This window comes from Streptococcus pseudopneumoniae (assembly GCF_001072315.1).
GTDB classification, from domain to species: Bacteria; Bacillota; Bacilli; order Lactobacillales; family Streptococcaceae; genus Streptococcus; species Streptococcus pseudopneumoniae_R.
In genome coordinates this window covers 65632-80576 of the sequence record NZ_JVLI01000205.1, presented here as the reverse complement: position 1 = coordinate 80576, position 14945 = coordinate 65632, and the positions used below count along the sequence as shown (strand labels likewise).

Sequence of the window (14945 nt, the reverse complement as noted above, 5' to 3'; positions counted from 1 at the left end):
ACCATTTCAACCTTTATCAGCTGCTATATCTTGCTTAATCTGGGTTATTTATGGATGGACAAAGGAACCTAAGAAGGATTGGATACTAATCATTCCAAATTCAGCTGGTGTTATTTTAGGTGGAATCACTTTTTTGACTTCACTCTAACAAATCTAATAGTATATATAAAAAGCTGGGAAAAATTTCTCAGCTTTTTTCTATATTCTCAGATATGCTAGTTACCTGTACACACTAATTCCTGCTTTTCCATTCACAATCATTCTCGTGGTCATCAACTAGTCCTGCAGCCTGTAGAAAAGACAAGACGGCGACTGGGCCTGTGAACTTGAAACCTCTTTTTTTGAGATCTTTGGCTAATTTCTCAGACAAAGCGGTTTTAGCTGGGGCTTGGCGATAATCGGGAACATCATTAATGACAGTTTTCCCCTCAACAAAAGACCAAAGATAGGCATCAAAAGAGCCATATTCTGCCTGTAGTCGTAGAAAGGCTTGGGCGTTAGCGCGTGTAGCAAAAATCTTGGCTCTATTTCGGATGATAGCTGAATTATCCAGCAAAGCTTCCAATTCGGTGTCAGTCATCTCTGCGACCACTTGAATTTGATAGCCATGAAATGCTTCTCGGAAAGCTTGACGTTTGTTTAGTACCGTTTCCCAAGACAGGCCTGCCTGATAGGTTTCCATACACAACAACTCAAACAATGCTTGGTCATCATGGAGGGGCTGCCCCCACTCCTCATCATGATAGGCAATGTAGAGCTGATTGGTCATCTTGACCCACGAACAACGTTTTGTCATGCTCTGCTCCTATTTGACCAACATTTTAAGGGCCGACTTGATATAGTTCTCAGCTGTATCTGTCGTTCCTTCAAAGAATTTCTTGATTTTCTTGAGCTCGGTTGCCTTGTAGCCCAGAGCCAACATGGCTTCCATGGCTTCTTCCAATTCTTGGTTTTCAGCGCTTGCTTGCACTGCGACCTTAGCAGGAAGGTCATCTCCAGCAACTACTACCTTGCCTTCCAAGTCCAGCACCATCTGCTGGGCTGTTTTCTTGCCAATTTTAGGGAACTTGGTCAAGTAGGTAATATTCTTGGTTTCGATGGCTTGAACCAAGCCAGCATTGTCATCGGCAGCGATAATGGCCAGAGCTGATACAGGACCAATCCCAGATACCGAAATCAGACTGAGAAAGAGCTTTTTCTCGTCTTCTGAGCGAAATCCATAAATCAGATGAGCGTCCTCACGCACGACTTGATGCACATAAATCTGAGCCTCCTGATTAACCTGACCTGAATAGGCATAAGGATTGGCCACATGCAGGATATAACCGATACCATTGGTTTCAAGAACAATGTATTTAGCAGTGATTTTGGTAATGATTCCTTTTAAATATTCGTACATAGTTTTCCTTTTATGCTCAATGAAAATCAAAAGCAAACTAGAAAGCTAGCCACAGGTTTCTCAAAGCACAGCTTTGATATTGCAGATAGAACTGACCTGGTTTGAAGAGATTTTCAAAGAGTATTCGTTTAATATTTCCCCAACTCACGGAGACTGGTATGATTTTCCTGAATACGTCGGAACATCTTTTCCATATCTGACTTGGTAAAATGCACCAAAACAGGACGTCCGTGGGGACAGTTATAGGGATTGTCACATTGAGAAAGCTGATAGAGGAGCTGTCTAGCCGAATGGTCATCGATACGATGATTGGCCTTGATAGATCTCTTGCAGGACATCATGATAGCTAGCTCTGCTCGGTATTTCTTGATAGAAACTTCCTTGGTCAAAAGGAGCATGTCGCACATCTCATAGATGCCTGATTCAATCTCTTCTTCTGCCATCCAAATAGGATGTTCGCGTAAGATAAATTGATTTTCTCCGTACTCTGCTAGAAAGACGCCCACTTCCTCCAAAAGTGCCATTCTTTCCTTGAGACGCAGGGCATCATCCGCAGGAAATTCAAAGATATAGGGCACTAGGAGTTGCTGCTGGCTCTGGTCAACATCGCCAATGCTTTCACGGTACTCCTCGTACTTAACCCGTTCCTGAGCCGCATGTTGGTCTATGATATAGAGTCCATCTCGCCCTTGGGCAAAAAGATAAGTCCCGTGCATTTGCCCGAAAAATTCCAACTCTGGGAAGCTGGATGATTCTTCTCGCTCCAGCTTGTCATAAGCCTTATCAAGACTCGCAAGGTCTAACTCTGGATGATCTAGCTGGTCGTAATTAGCAGGTTTTCTCTCTGCAAAATGCAGTTTTGCTGGCTTGGTCAGCTGGTCCAAGGTTTCCTTGGCAAACAAGGTCAAGTCTTGCCCTTCCTCAGTTAATTCTACCTGATAATCAGCCACCTCAGCTTGACTAGGTCTTGTCGACTCAGTTTTCTCATAGTAGAGCGTATTTTCTTTGAGTGGGAGAATGGTCTGCTCCACCTTTTGACGATTGCGCACGGTCGATTTAGCAAGATTTTCCAAGGCGTCAGGTATCAAAGTTTGCTCCTTGAGACTATTTGCAATAGCTTCTGAGACCAGCGTCATCAGTTCTTTTTCCTTGGAAATCCGCACCTCTTGCTTGGTTGGATGCACATTGACATCCGCTAGATAAGGGTCGATATGGATATGAATGACAGCCAGTGGAAAACGTCCTACCATGAGCTTACTGCCATAACCGTCAAGAATAGCACGATTGAGCAGAAAATTCTTGATATAACGGCCATTGATGAAAAGGCTGATATAGTTGCGATTAGCCCGAGTCAACTCAGGCAAGGACACAAAACCTGAAATTTCGAAATCAAGGTCAGAATTCTCAATTTCAATCATCTTCTTGGCACTCGCCAAACCATAAATTCCTGCGATAGCTTGGCGCAGTTGACCAGTCCCTGCTGTCCGCGTCATTTCCTTGCCATCGCTAATCAAGCTGAAAGAAATCTCAGGATGGGCCAAGCCCAGACGGTTGACAATATCAATAATATGAGACAACTCCGCTTGCTGACTCTTCATATACTTGAGGCGGGCAGGCGTGTTGAAAAAGAGGTCCTCCACACAAACCTTTGTTCCCACAGGACTAGTCGCTGGGATGACTTCTTCGACTTCACCTCCACGCGCGACTAACTTAGTCCCATGACTTGCACCATCCACCGCCGTCAACAGAGTCAAGACACTAACAGAAGCGATAGAAGGCAGGGCTTCACCACGAAAACCAAGCGTCCGAATCCGAAAGAGATCTGCCTGATTTTTTATCTTACTGGTCGCATGACGACGCAGAGCCAACTCCACCTCATCGTGGGCAATTCCATGACCATTATCTGTGATTTGAATCTTCTTGAGACCTGCTTCCTCAATCTCAATGATAATCTGACTAGAGCCCGCGTCAATAGCATTTTCTACCAACTCTTTGACCACACTGGCAGGACGTTCAATGACCTCTCCTGCCGCGATTTGGTTTGCCAGTACCTCTGGCAATTCAATAATATGAGACATTTTTCAGCCCCTTTCCGTATCTATTTTCCTAGAAATTGATTAGTGCTATTATACCATATTTCAGATGGGACAGAAAAGCAAGCGCCACATAGGAGCCAAATCCATCCACATAGACAAAGTCCCTTGCAAGGGGCTGAAAAATAGTGTTTAATAAAGATGTACAAGAAGTGATCACAATTTTGTATAAAAAACAAGGAGAGAAATTTATGAAAGTAGAACTACAGATTAGTGAAACTTACGAAGAGGAAAAGCTGATTGTCCAAGCACCTCAGCCGACAGATAAAATCCAGAAAGTCATAGAGTTCGCAGAAAATCTGGACCGAACAGAAACAATCAAAGGGAAAATCGATAATCAGGTCTATCTAGTTAAGATTGGTAAGGTTCAGCGCTTCTATATCGAGAATCGGAAGGTTCTAGCAGAAACCGCGAATCAGACCTACAGCATTGATTTGCGACTCTATCAGGTCCTTGAAATTCTGCCAACAACTTTTATCCAAATTTCCCAATCAGAAATCATCAATATCGATTTCATCTCTCATCTCAAGCTCACCCCCAACGGCCTAGTAGAAATTTTCTTGAAAAACGAAAGCTTCACCTACTCTTCACGCCGTTATCTAAAAACCATCAAGGAGAAATTAGAACTATGAAAAAACAAATCTTCCACGACGCAGCTACTGGTGTCCTCATCGGCCTCATCCTCTCTATCATCTTTTCACTCATTTATGCACCAAATACCTACGCTCCACTTAGCCCTGAATCTCTCGTCGGCCAAGTGATGACCCAACATCAGATTCACGGTGCCCTGGTCTTGCTCTACTGTACTCTTATCTGGGCAGCCATCGGTATTCTCTTCAACTTTGGTAAACGATTATTCAGCCGTGACTGGAGTTTGCTCCGTGCGACTCTGACTCATTTTTTTCTCATGCTAGTCGGATTTATCCCATTAGCAACCCTAGCAGGTTGGTTTCCTTTTCACTGGATTTTCTATCTCCAACTCATTATCGAGTTTGCGATTGTCTACCTCATCATTTGGACTATTTCCTATAAAAGAGAGGCTAAAAAAGTAGATCACATCAATCAACTCTTAGAGCATAGAAAGTAAGAAACTCATAATAAGCGAATCCGAGAAAGAAACTTCTCGGTTTTGCTTTACCCTGCTGTAGCTTGCTATCATAGCAGTTATTTTCAGATCTTCTTTGTAAATTTTCTGTAATTTTCTATCTTTTTTCAAAATATTCTTGCATTTTCCCAAAGTTTTTTGTAGAATATAGATTACATATCCAGATTATTCTGAAAATTCAAAAAGGAGCATCTATCATGTCGCAAGCTATTTCGTTAAATCAATCAACCTGGACAAGTAAACTAAAAGCAATGGGGCCTGGAATCCTAATGGCTTCTGCCGCTGTTGGCGGTTCTCACATTGTATCTTCTACTCAAGCTGGTGGTTCTTACGGGTGGTCTCTACTTCTCTTGGTCATCTTAGCCAATGTCTTTAAATATCCATTTTTCCGTTTTGGTGCTGAATACACCGCTGATACTGGAAAGACTTTGGTTGAAGGTTATGCCGAAAAAGGAAAACTCTATCTCTGGATTTTCTTTATCCTCAATATCTTTTCGGCTATGGTCAACACAGCTGGTGTCGCCATTCTGTGCTCAGCTATCATCGCCAGCGCCTTCCCAATGATCGGTCTGAGCATCACTCAATGGTCCCTCATTCTCGTTGCAGTCATTTGGGCTATGCTACTCTTCGGAGGCTACAAACTCTTAGACGGCATGGCAAAATGGATCATGTCAGCTTTAACCATTGCAACTGTTCTTGCAGTTATCATCGCGGCGGTCAAGCATCCAGAATACAGTTCTAATTTTGTCGAGAAAACACCTTGGCAAATGGCAGCTCTACCCTTCATCGTTTCCCTCTTAGGGTGGATGCCGGCTCCTATTGAAATTTCAGCTATCAATTCACTTTGGTCTGCTGAAAAGAAAAAGACCGTCAACTTTAACACCGAGGACGCTCTATTTGACTTTAACGTTGGTTACATTGGAACAGCTATCCTAGCTGTGTTCTTTGTAGCACTGGGAGCATTGATTCAATATCCTACAGGGCAAGCAGTTGAAGCTGCTTCAGCCAAATACATCTCTCAATTCGTGGGCATGTATGCCTCTGTTCTTGGCGAATGGTCCCGTTACTTGATTACCTTTATTGCCTTCCTCTGTATCTTTGGAACAGTTATTACTGTTATCGATGGTTACTCTCGTGTCAATCAGGAATCTCTCCGACTGCTAATCAGTCAAAAAGAAGACAGTAGTAAATCTTTGAACATCTGGATGACCATCACTGCTATCATCGGTATTGTCATTATCAAGTTTTTCGCTGGTCAGGTTTCAACCATGCTCCGCTTTGCTATGATTGGTTCTTTCCTGACAACACCATTCTTCGCTCTTTTAAACTACGCCTTGGTAACGCATGAAAACAAAAATCTTCCTTCTTGGCTCAAACACCTTGCTATTGCAGGATTGATTTTCCTCTTTGGCTTCGCCATCTTCTTTATCTACGCACTCGCAATCGGAAAAGCAGGATAACGGACAAGCGCGAGATGAAGATAAGGTTTCATTTCAAGAGAAAATTCAGCAAATATTTCTATGATAAAAAGCATAAGAACAAGGTTTTGAAGACCTGAACTTATGCTTTTTTTACATTCTCAAAGACTGCTTATACTCAAAAAGCAGTTAGCAAATCCCAACTGCCTCTTATAACTACCTTAATTCTCTCTTTCCAACTCATACAAATCTGCGATAATAGCTGCGACATGTTTGATATCTCCCAGCATACCTCGCATTTCAAAATCAGCCAAGACAGGGAAACCAAAACGTTGACTGTATTGCTTGGCTGTCAGGCAGTATTGGTTATTAAAGTTACGATTTCCTGAACCAACCACACCAAAACACTTACTAGCATTGTCACCATAGGCGATAAAATCCCCAACGGGTGTCGTCAAAATCTCAACATCTCCGTTATCCACGCCATTCCCACCTTCGAGATAGGTTGGCAAAAAAGCAACATAAGGATTATCCATCTCATAGAAATCGTGGCCTTCCTTGACCAAATCCTTGATATGAATCTTTTGAACCTCAATTCCCTCGTACTGGGACAAGAGATAGTCTTTCAAGCGCGTCACAAAACTTTCAGTGTTGCCACTCAAACTAATATAAACTAAAGAAATTGTCTTCATATGTACCTCCATGATTTTATTTTTAATCGAAAAAGAACTACCAAGATTGTAACTTGATAGCTCTTTTTTGTCAATACTTAAGCAACTTCTTCTGTTTCCTCTTCTGCCAAGGCTTTCTGTTGTCGCCACATCTTATAGAAGACAAGGGCTAGGAAGAGAATATTGATGACGATATAGAAAATGCTAACGGCTTGTGAAATAACACTTATCCCTAAACGCATGGTCTCATCGTGAACTAACTGCACAGCGTCTTGTAAAGTCACATAGCTATAAATCGAACCAATAATAGCTAACAAAACATAGCCGACATAAGTATAGTTTGCATATTGCAAATTCTTACGAACAAGGAAGACAATCGCTACTACAACTAAAATAGCAGATAGCACAATCAAAGCCATATTAAAAATAGAATGAGTTGATTCTGCTACTCTATAGGTGTAATTGATGTTGTCTTCTAATTGCTGAGCACTGACCCCTGCAACTTGTTTCTGAGCGGCACGAAGAGCTTCTTTGCTAGGCAAGGGACTCAAGATTCCAAACAGAGACGTAGCTGAAATAAGGGCAGACAAAATTAGCAAGACCCATAGATAAATCGGTTTCTTTTTCATGATAGAACCTCCTGATATTATTATTGATATTATAGCACTTTTTGTAAAGGAATACAAATCTTATAGTATCGTTTCTACCTGTTTTCGGTAGGCTTTTGGCGATTTTCCGCACAATTTTCGGAACACTTTATAGAAATATCCAAGGTTACTGTAAGCAACAGCATAGCAAATATCTTCAATACTGTCACTAGTCGAAAGCAAGAGTTGTTGGGCATCCTTAATGCGTTGTTTGTTTAAAAGCTCTGCTAAACTTGACTTGATACCTTCAAATTCCGAAATACCTGACTATTAACTTCGATGCTGCGCCCATTTACAATCCCACCAAACCATGGTAAAATGAGAATTGTGAAAAAATGATCAGGAGACAATTCATGAAAAAATCTATCTTAACTACACTTCTTTTTGCAGTTCTTTACTTCCTCTGCATGGGGATTGGTGTCCTTTTGGGCAATTTCTTTGACCAAACTGGAAACATGTTTTATGCGCCTGCCTTTACTGCCCTTGTCGGCGGTAGCGTCTATATGATCCTAGTCGCAAAAGTTCCGCGCTTTGGAGCCATTACCACTATCGGCCTTGTTATTGCTCTCTTTTTCTTGGGAACTAAACACGGTGCCGGTGCCTTCCTTCCTGGAATTATCTGTGGTCTCCTAGCAGATGGAGTAGCTAACCTAGGAAAATACAAGGACCAAACAAAGAACTTCCTTTCTTTCATCTTCTTTGCCTTTAGCTCAACTGGTCCAATCTTACTTATGTGGATTGCGCCCCAAGCCTATATGGCAACCCTTCTAGCAAGAGGAAAATCCAAAGAATATATCGACCGTATCATGGTCGCGCCAAATCCTGGAACCGTCCTTCTATTTATCGCAAGTATTGTCATCGGAGCCCTAGTGGGTGCCTTGATTGGACAAGCCTTGAGTAAAAAATTTGCACAGAAAATCTGATTACTAAAAAAGAGCCAAACAGCTCTTTTTTATTTATGACTTAATTTCTTGGTCAGGAAATCTCCCAAGAATTGGATTGCAAAGATAATCAAAATGATAATGATGGTTGCCAAGATGGTCACATCGTGATTGTAGCGGTTAAATCCATAAGCGATGGCTACGTTACCGATACCACCGGCTCCAACCGCACCAGCCATAGCTGTTTCCCCAACAAGAGAAATCAAGGTCACAGTTGTCACGCGGATCAAGTCTGGAAGACCTTCTGATAGGTAAACACCCACGATGTCCCAGAAAGTCGCTCCGCTCGCTTGAGCCGCCTCAATGACACCACCATCTAGCTCAGCCAAGACAACCTGCACTTGACGGGCAAAGAAGGCAAAGACCGCAAAAGATAGCGGTACGATAGCCGCATTTGGACCAATGCTTGTTCCTACGATTAGATGAGAGAAGGGTGACAAGACTGCCAAGAGAATGATAAATGGTACCGCACGGAAAATAGAGGTGATTTTATCCAAAATCCAGAAAACGACCTTATTTTCCAAGACACCACCTGGAGCTGTCAAGACAAGGAAAAGCCCTGCAACCAGTCCTAAGAAACCTCCGATGATAAAGGAAAGAACCGTCATATAAAGAGTCAAGTAGATAGCTGTCCCCCAGCCAGCTTGACCAGACCAACCCATCTTATAGACATTTGGTAAATAGGTTTGAATCAATGATTCCATCTTACTGTCCTCCCTTCAATACTTTTAGCTGTACGCCTGCTTGACGAATGGCTTCTTGGGCACCTGCCAAGGCTGCTTTTTCACCTGACAAGACCACAACTAATTCTCCAACAGGAGTACCATCAAGAATTTCGATATTCCCATAGAGAATATTAGCCGTTACTTGATAATGCTTGTACAATTCATTCAAAAGTGGCTCGTCTGTTGAAGCACCTGCATACTTGAGCTGTACCAAAATGCTATTTTCAGACAAGTGTTCCACGATTTCTTGCTTCTCGATTTTGACCATGGCTTCGTCAATACCTGTGGCTGTTGAGATAAAGTCTTGAGTTAAAGGTTGTTTAGGGTCTGAGAAGATTTCAAGGACACTACCCTCTTCAATCAAATGTCCGTCCTGCATAACTGCTACACGGTTGGCAATGTCTTTGACAATCTGCATTTCATGCGTAATCAAGACAACTGTCAAGCCTAATTTTTGGTTCAAATCTTGCAACAAGGCCAAAATCTGCTTGGTTGTCTTAGGGTCAAGGGCAGAAGTTGACTCGTCTGAAATCAAGATTTTTGGATCATTTGCCAAAGCACGCGCAATGGCCACACGCTGTTTTTGCCCTCCAGATAGTTGTGAAGGGTAGTTTTCAGCACGATCTGCCAAGCCGACCAAGTCCAACAACTTAGCTACTTTAGCCTTCTTTTCTTCCTTGCTGAGTCCAGAATGTTTAAGGGCAAAGGCTACATTCTCCTCTGCTGTCTTTTGGCTCATCAGGTTAAAATGCTGGAAAATCATCCCGATATCTTGACGTTTACGACGCAACTGTTCTGCCGTCAAGGTCACCTTGCCATCAAAAATCACATCGTCGTCAATGGTAATTTTCCCTGTAGATGGTTTTTGCAAGAGGTTAATCACCCGTACAAGGGTTGATTTCCCTGCTCCAGAATATCCAACGATTCCGTAGATATCCCCTTCTTGGATGTGAATAGTCACATCCTTGACCGCTGTGATGGTTCTCTTCTTTTGATGAAAAGTCACATCGATCTGATCTAACTTGATAATATCTCTACTCATAGCTTCTAATCAGCTCCTCTACTAATTCAATATGGGTGTAGTAATCGGCGATTCGCACATTTTCATCTCCACCGTGGTCTCGGCTGTTGGCATTTCCTAGACCGAAGGCTACCATAGGCACCTCTAGGGCATCAAAGACCGTATGCATAGGCCCTGTCCCCGCTGTCGTCGGCAAGACTGAAACGCCCTGTGGATAGAATTTCTTAGCCAACTCGATCACATTGAGAATGGCTGGTGCGCTCATATCGCTTCGATAGCTCATCTCTCCCAAGGTATAGTATAATTCTACCTTATCAAAGCCATTTTTGTCTAGCTGTTTCCGAATTTTTTCCAGAACATCATGCGGTTCTAAGCCCGGAACCAGACGAACCTCTAGCTTAGCACTGGCTTCTGCTGGCAAAATCGTTTTAACTCCTTGTCCTTGATAACCTGACTGAATCCCTTCGATATTAAGGGCTGGCTCGAAAAAGAAACGTTTTAGAAAGGCCATCCGCTCCTCCTGTAAGAGAGGCAACTCCAATCCATAGATCCGACTAACTTCCTCTGGGTTTCGTTGACCATAAGTTTCTAGCAAGGCCATTTCTCGTTCATTTGGCTCTTGCACCTCTTCGTACAAGCCTTCAACCAAGATACGTCCATCTGCGGCACGAAGAGACTGTAGGGCTTGAAGGAGATACCAAGGAGCCGATTCCACAACACCACCATAACTCGAGTGGATATCCACATCAGCGCTTTTCACCTTGGCATCAAAGGTCACAATCCCCTTATTTCCACCAGAAATTTCCAACTGTTCCAAGGCATTTTTGGTTCCTTGTTCCCAGACCAATAAATCCGCACCACGGAGTTTATCCGCATGTTTTTCCAGATACTTGTCTAGGTCTGTCGAGGCCGATTCCTCCGCTCCCTCCATGATAAAACTGATATTGACAGGCAGGTCATCGTGGTACTGCATATATTTTCTCAAAGCACTCAAACGAGCTGTGATATGACCCTTATCATCATCAACCCCACGCCCATACATGAAGCCATTGCGCACCGAAAGCGTAAAGGGATCCTCTGTCCAGACCTGATCCCCATCCGCTGGCACAGTGTCATAGTGGTTGTAGAAAATCAAGGTCTTGGCATCTGGACGCGAACTCTTGAAATGTGCCATGACAAAGGGCGCCGTATAAGTCTCATCAATCTCCACTTCAGCCCCAACACGCTTAAAAATCTCACCCAGATAGTTGGCAACTTCTTTGAGACCCACCTGTTGGGCAAAGACCGACTTCTTAGAAATCAAGGTACGCAAAACCTCAAAATAATGCTGGGCTACATGATCCTTTTCAAATTTTTCAATCTGTTCTTGTTCGCTAGGAAAAACCATATTCTCTCTACCTTTCTATGAACTACTCTTCCTGACAATCCATGCTCTATACAAAAGCAAGAGGTGGAATTCTCTCTCCCACCTCCCTGTTTCTTATTACCAAACTGGTTGATCTAAACCGTCTGATGTTTCTTCGATAACTTTTTTCACGTCATCTGTGTGGTAAGCTGCGATCACTTTCTTGATAGCATCAGCTTTTGGTGATGTTTCCCAATCTTTTTTCGCAACGATGATATTGTACCATTGTTTTGAATTTTCATCAGCTTGTTCTTTGAAAAGTGCTTTCTTGTAGTCCAATTTTGCTTCTGTAACGAAGGTATTGTTTACAACAGCAGCGTCAACTGATGACAATGAACGAGCTGTTTGGCTAGCGTCCAATTCAGTGATTTTCAAGTTCTTTGGATTTTCTTTGATGTTAGCAACTGTTGCAAGAGCAGTTCCAGAAACATCCAATTTAATCAAGCCAGCTGATTGAAGCAAGTAAAGCGCACGGCTTTCGTTTGTAGCATCGTTCGGTACAGCAATTTCTCCGTTTGCTGGAATTTCTTCTACTTTAGTGTACTTGTTGTCACTTCCATTCAAACCTGAGTAAAGGCGGATTGGAGAGATGTAAGTATCTGCAATCGCTACAAGGTCTTTCCCGTTTTCTTTGTTCCAGTTGTTCAAGAAGTTATAGTGTTGGAAAGCGTTCAAGTCTACTTCGCCATCAGCAGTTGCCTTGTTTGGTTGTGAGTAGTCTGTGAACTCTGTAAATTCCAAAGTGATTCCGTCTTTTTTAACCAATTCTTGGATTTTGTCCCAACGTTTTTCTTCAGAACCGCTACGGTTAACAGTTGCGATTTTGATAGTTGTTGCATTGTCTGCTTTCTTTTCTGAGTTTCCGCAAGCTGCAAGAGCCAAACCTGCGACTGTAGCAAGGGCTGCTACACCAAGCCATTTTTTGATTTTCATGATTCTTTCTCCTTAAAAATAATACCGTACTAGTATCTCACAATTTGTTTGATTTCACAAATTGTTATTAGATAGTCAGATATATAGTTTAAAGCTATATCCCTAAAAACTGAGAAATCACCCATCTTATTCAGAATGGATGATTTCAAGAAATTATTTAATATCAGCTTCTGCTGGTAGGTAAGTGTCTCCGAAGAATTGTTTAGACAATTTTTCAAGAGTTCCGTCTTTGTAGAGTTCTTGGATACGTTTGTCTACAAATGTTTTCAATTCATCTTGACCTTTAGCAAGAAGTGGGTAAACGTAAGGTTGTTGGTCGCTTGGAAGTTCGATAACTTTCAAGTTGTCCAAACCTTGGTTCTTGATAACTGTTTCAACACCGATTTTATCAAAAATCTTGTAGTCAAATTGCCCATCGCTCAAGCGTCCCATGATTTGTTGGAAGTCTGCTCTAGTGTAGTTAAGGACAGTTGGATTATCTGAGTGTTGTTTGTTGTAGTCTTCTAACTGTTTAGCAGATGTTGTCCCTTGAACAACTTCTGTTGATTTTCCACCGATATCATCAAGCGATTTGATGCTAGAGTCGTCTTTTTTCACTACAAGAACGTTAGGGTTTTTAGCAGTTGGAGCTGCATAGAGGTATTTCTCCGCGCGTTCTTTAGTGTAGCTGATGTTGTTAACGGCCATTTGATAACGGTCAGCGTCAAGTCCTGCAAAGACACCTGACCACTCTGTCTTCTCAAACTTGACATCATACTTGTCAGAGTCTTTAAAGATAGCGCGAACCACTTCAATTTCATAACCAGTCAATTCGCCATTTTCTTCGTAGTTGAATGGTTTTGGTGAAGCATTGGTTGCAACGATAATTTCTTTCTTACTAGCTGCTTCTCCTTCTTTCTTAGCACCACCTGAGCAAGCCGCAAGCACACCTGCAGCAACAAGCCCTAGGGCAGCAAGAGATGAGTATTTAACGATTTTTTTCATGTCATTTCCTCCAAAATAGAATACCTTATAATCTTAACAGAAAAAGACCATTTGCGCCATTATATGATATCTATCTCTGTGATAGGTTTTCTTTATGGCTAATTTAAAAGACCAAACGCAAGACTGCAATCAAGACCACTCCAAAGAGAACCGTTCCGACTAGATTGCGGTAGCGAAAGGCTACCCAAGCTGTTGGAAAGACGGCTAAGAAGTCCAGCCATTTGATTTGAGGAAGACTCCCAACCTTGCCTGCCACTACGCTTGAAAGAATCAAGGCAAAGATAATAGAGACGGGCAAGAACTTCAAAAAACGCTCAACGATCGCAGGCAAGCCCTTATACTTGACCAAGATGAAGGGAATCATACGGGGAATCCACGTCACCAAGCCAGAGAAAATAACTGCTAATAAAAGATACTTACTGACCATCTAAAACCACCCCCATGCTACAACCAAGTAGCGTCGCAAACAGAACAGCTAGTGACTGAGACACCACTGTCAAGAGCAAAAAGAAGGATACCGCAACAACCGCTAGGATAATGAGCAGATTGCGGACAGGAATCCGTCTTTGCATAATCTGGAATTGCGAAGCAAAAATTCCGATAAACATCCCAACAAGGGCAAAATCTAAACCAAAGATTTCTGGATTTGGTAGCAGGCCACCCAGAGCCGTTCCGACAACTGTCCCCACAAACCAAGCCACATAGCTGTTGAGATTGTTTCCGTGCATCCACATAGGATTGACCTTGTCTGTATGGGCTAACTCGCCCATCAAAACGCCATAAGTCTCATCCGTCAAAAGGCTAGACATACCGATATTTTGCCAGAGACTGGTATGACGGAAATAGGTTGATGCGTGCAAGCTCAACAAAAAGAGACGCAAATTAATCAAAAAGACCGTCATAGCAATAGCAGCCACAGGAGCTTGAACCGCAATCAAGGCCAGCATGGCAAACTGGGCACTCCCGGCATAAACAAAGAGGCTCATCAAGCCCATCTCAACAGGTGTCACATAGGGCGCACCAATAATCCCACAGGCCAGCCCGATACTAACATAACCCAGGGCCGTTGGCATGGCTGCCTGTGCCCCCTCCCAAAATCCTTTTTCTTTCATCTTTCTCCTCATATTATCTTAATAAATGGGCTGAAAAGACTCCAGCCACAGCATGGACTATTATAACACATTCAGGAAAGAGAAAAAAGTCTGCTGATTGTAGCTATCATAAAAAGACTGGCAATCCAGTCTCAAACATATATTATACAAATTCTCCGCTAAATGTTTTCACGGATATTCAAGAGCATGGAAAAGGCAACTAGAAGAAATAGCAATAAAACAAAGCTAGTAGCAATGGTTACCAAAGCTATTGTAAATAAGCTCGGTAAAACAACCGTAATAGCACCGATAGAGGATTGAACTGCTCCCATTGACTCCTCATGTTGAGGCGGTAAGTTTGCTAGTCAAGGAGTAAAACGACGAAGATTAGCATTTACTTCCGCCCATGCGATAGCTGTCCGTGATTGACAAGTGCTAGCACGCAGACAGAACGGAGATAGCGAACCGCTGAGTGTGTCGCTCTGCTCGTAAAAGCTTAGAAACCTTTGAAC

General features: G+C 42.6%; 18 protein-coding genes and 1 pseudogene. 5 read left to right on the top strand and 14 right to left on the bottom strand.

Annotation, left to right across the window (positions count from 1 at the left end):
• Nucleotides 1-148: SWEET family sugar transporter (locus ADH54_RS11690; protein WP_239682647.1), on the top strand; the 148-nt coding region annotated here is incomplete at its 5' end.
• An 84-nt stretch (nucleotides 149-232) separates the two neighbouring features.
• On the opposite strand, the gene ADH54_RS10750 is transcribed toward ADH54_RS11690, so the two are convergent.
• From ADH54_RS10750 to mutL, 3 genes are all read right to left on the bottom strand, one after another.
• Entirely contained in the window at nucleotides 233-796 is a 564-nt protein-coding gene (locus ADH54_RS10750; protein ID WP_000166611.1) for a DNA-3-methyladenine glycosylase I, read from the bottom strand.
• Between the two features lie 9 nt (nucleotides 797-805).
• A complete protein-coding gene (gene ruvA / locus ADH54_RS10745; RefSeq protein ID WP_049525129.1) occupies nucleotides 806-1399 on the bottom strand; it encodes a Holliday junction branch migration protein RuvA in 594 nt (197 codons plus the stop codon).
• A gap of 128 nt (nucleotides 1400-1527) precedes the next feature.
• On the bottom strand, nucleotides 1528-3477 hold the full coding sequence (mutL, locus tag ADH54_RS10740; RefSeq protein ID WP_049525128.1) for a DNA mismatch repair endonuclease MutL: 1950 nt from the start codon (nucleotides 3475-3477) through the stop codon (nucleotides 1528-1530).
• A 206-nt stretch (nucleotides 3478-3683) separates the two neighbouring features.
• On the opposite strand from mutL, the gene ADH54_RS10735 reads away from it, so the two are divergent.
• From ADH54_RS10735 to ADH54_RS10725, 3 genes are all read left to right on the top strand, one after another.
• A complete protein-coding gene (locus ADH54_RS10735; RefSeq protein ID WP_049525127.1) occupies nucleotides 3684-4124 on the top strand; it encodes a LytTR family DNA-binding domain-containing protein in 441 nt (146 codons plus the stop codon).
• Complete coding sequence (locus ADH54_RS10730) at nucleotides 4121-4579, top strand: DUF3021 domain-containing protein (RefSeq protein ID WP_049525126.1); 459 nt, start codon at nucleotides 4121-4123, stop codon at nucleotides 4577-4579. Before ADH54_RS10735 ends, ADH54_RS10730 begins: the two co-directional genes overlap by 4 nt.
• A gap of 215 nt (nucleotides 4580-4794) precedes the next feature.
• Nucleotides 4795-6057, top strand: a complete 1263-nt coding sequence (locus ADH54_RS10725) for an NRAMP family divalent metal transporter (RefSeq protein ID WP_049525125.1) — start codon at nucleotides 4795-4797, stop codon at nucleotides 6055-6057.
• Between the two features lie 179 nt (nucleotides 6058-6236).
• Here ADH54_RS10725 and nrdI read toward each other — a convergent pair whose 3' ends face one another.
• From nrdI to ADH54_RS11680, 3 genes and pseudogenes are all read right to left on the bottom strand, one after another.
• Nucleotides 6237-6707, bottom strand: a complete 471-nt coding sequence (gene nrdI / locus ADH54_RS10720) for a class Ib ribonucleoside-diphosphate reductase assembly flavoprotein NrdI (RefSeq protein ID WP_049525124.1) — start codon at nucleotides 6705-6707, stop codon at nucleotides 6237-6239.
• A gap of 77 nt (nucleotides 6708-6784) precedes the next feature.
• Nucleotides 6785-7315: an ABC transporter permease gene (locus ADH54_RS10715; protein WP_049525123.1), complete on the bottom strand. Its 531-nt coding sequence runs from the start codon at nucleotides 7313-7315 to the stop codon at nucleotides 6785-6787.
• 60 nt (nucleotides 7316-7375) lie between these two features.
• A pseudogene (locus tag ADH54_RS11680) lies at nucleotides 7376-7570 on the bottom strand (helix-turn-helix domain-containing protein); the annotation flags it as partial.
• A gap of 116 nt (nucleotides 7571-7686) precedes the next feature.
• Between ADH54_RS11680 and ADH54_RS10710 the strand changes: the two are divergent.
• Nucleotides 7687-8256, top strand: coding sequence for an MptD family putative ECF transporter S component (locus ADH54_RS10710; RefSeq protein WP_049525122.1), 570 nt, complete (start codon nucleotides 7687-7689; stop codon nucleotides 8254-8256).
• Nucleotides 8257-8285: 29 nt separating this feature from the next.
• Here ADH54_RS10710 and ADH54_RS10705 read toward each other — a convergent pair whose 3' ends face one another.
• From ADH54_RS10705 to ADH54_RS12275, 8 genes are all read right to left on the bottom strand, one after another.
• Complete coding sequence (locus tag ADH54_RS10705) at nucleotides 8286-8978, bottom strand: methionine ABC transporter permease (RefSeq protein ID WP_023932463.1); 693 nt, start codon at nucleotides 8976-8978, stop codon at nucleotides 8286-8288.
• A 1-nt stretch (nucleotide 8979) separates the two neighbouring features.
• Nucleotides 8980-10041, bottom strand: a complete 1062-nt coding sequence (locus ADH54_RS10700) for a methionine ABC transporter ATP-binding protein (protein ID WP_049525121.1) — start codon at nucleotides 10039-10041, stop codon at nucleotides 8980-8982.
• Nucleotides 10034-11407: a M20 family metallopeptidase gene (locus ADH54_RS10695; protein ID WP_049525120.1), complete on the bottom strand. Its 1374-nt coding sequence runs from the start codon at nucleotides 11405-11407 to the stop codon at nucleotides 10034-10036. Before ADH54_RS10695 ends, ADH54_RS10700 begins: the two co-directional genes overlap by 8 nt.
• A 96-nt stretch (nucleotides 11408-11503) precedes the next feature.
• Entirely contained in the window at nucleotides 11504-12358 is an 855-nt protein-coding gene (locus tag ADH54_RS10690) for a MetQ/NlpA family ABC transporter substrate-binding protein (protein WP_049525119.1), read from the bottom strand.
• 153 nt (nucleotides 12359-12511) lie between these two features.
• Nucleotides 12512-13342 carry an amino acid ABC transporter substrate-binding protein gene (locus ADH54_RS10685; RefSeq protein ID WP_020901826.1) on the bottom strand — a complete coding sequence of 277 codons (831 nt, stop codon included), beginning with the start codon at nucleotides 13340-13342 and terminating at the stop codon, nucleotides 12512-12514.
• Nucleotides 13343-13445: 103 nt separating this feature from the next.
• Nucleotides 13446-13769, bottom strand: coding sequence for an AzlD domain-containing protein (locus tag ADH54_RS10680; protein ID WP_000253927.1), 324 nt, complete (start codon nucleotides 13767-13769; stop codon nucleotides 13446-13448).
• Entirely contained in the window at nucleotides 13759-14454 is a 696-nt protein-coding gene (locus ADH54_RS10675) for an AzlC family ABC transporter permease (protein WP_000659742.1), read from the bottom strand. Before ADH54_RS10675 ends, ADH54_RS10680 begins: the two co-directional genes overlap by 11 nt.
• Before the next feature lie 158 nt (nucleotides 14455-14612).
• On the bottom strand, nucleotides 14613-14765 hold the full coding sequence (locus ADH54_RS12275) for a hypothetical protein (protein WP_193389700.1): 153 nt from the start codon (nucleotides 14763-14765) through the stop codon (nucleotides 14613-14615).
• Nucleotides 14766-14945 lie beyond the last annotated feature (180 nt).

What these genes read in the sequence shown, in the direction of transcription:
- ADH54_RS10705 (WP_023932463.1), bottom strand. Translation starts at nt 8,978, where the DNA reads ATGGAATCATTGATTCAAACCTATTTACCAAATGTCTATAAGATGGGT.
- ADH54_RS10685 (WP_020901826.1), bottom strand. Translation starts at nt 13,342, where the DNA reads ATGAAAAAAATCGTTAAATACTCATCTCTTGCTGCCCTAGGGCTTGTT.
- ruvA (WP_049525129.1), bottom strand. Translation starts at nt 1,399, where the DNA reads ATGTACGAATATTTAAAAGGAATCATTACCAAAATCACTGCTAAATAC.
- ADH54_RS10725 (WP_049525125.1), top strand. Translation starts at nt 4,795, where the DNA reads ATGTCGCAAGCTATTTCGTTAAATCAATCAACCTGGACAAGTAAACTA.
- mutL (WP_049525128.1), bottom strand. Translation starts at nt 3,477, where the DNA reads ATGTCTCATATTATTGAATTGCCAGAGGTACTGGCAAACCAAATCGCG.
- ADH54_RS10675 (WP_000659742.1), bottom strand. Translation starts at nt 14,454, where the DNA reads ATGAAAGAAAAAGGATTTTGGGAGGGGGCACAGGCAGCCATGCCAACG.
- nrdI (WP_049525124.1), bottom strand. Translation starts at nt 6,707, where the DNA reads ATGAAGACAATTTCTTTAGTTTATATTAGTTTGAGTGGCAACACTGAA.
- ADH54_RS10715 (WP_049525123.1), bottom strand. Translation starts at nt 7,315, where the DNA reads ATGAAAAAGAAACCGATTTATCTATGGGTCTTGCTAATTTTGTCTGCC.
- ADH54_RS10700 (WP_049525121.1), bottom strand. Translation starts at nt 10,041, where the DNA reads ATGAGTAGAGATATTATCAAGTTAGATCAGATCGATGTGACTTTTCAT.
- ADH54_RS12275 (WP_193389700.1), bottom strand. Translation starts at nt 14,765, where the DNA reads ATGGGAGCAGTTCAATCCTCTATCGGTGCTATTACGGTTGTTTTACCG.
- ADH54_RS10710 (WP_049525122.1), top strand. Translation starts at nt 7,687, where the DNA reads ATGAAAAAATCTATCTTAACTACACTTCTTTTTGCAGTTCTTTACTTC.
- ADH54_RS10730 (WP_049525126.1), top strand. Translation starts at nt 4,121, where the DNA reads ATGAAAAAACAAATCTTCCACGACGCAGCTACTGGTGTCCTCATCGGC.
- ADH54_RS10750 (WP_000166611.1), bottom strand. Translation starts at nt 796, where the DNA reads ATGACAAAACGTTGTTCGTGGGTCAAGATGACCAATCAGCTCTACATT.
- ADH54_RS10690 (WP_049525119.1), bottom strand. Translation starts at nt 12,358, where the DNA reads ATGAAAATCAAAAAATGGCTTGGTGTAGCAGCCCTTGCTACAGTCGCA.
- ADH54_RS10695 (WP_049525120.1), bottom strand. Translation starts at nt 11,407, where the DNA reads ATGGTTTTTCCTAGCGAACAAGAACAGATTGAAAAATTTGAAAAGGAT.
- ADH54_RS10680 (WP_000253927.1), bottom strand. Translation starts at nt 13,769, where the DNA reads ATGGTCAGTAAGTATCTTTTATTAGCAGTTATTTTCTCTGGCTTGGTG.
- ADH54_RS10735 (WP_049525127.1), top strand. Translation starts at nt 3,684, where the DNA reads ATGAAAGTAGAACTACAGATTAGTGAAACTTACGAAGAGGAAAAGCTG.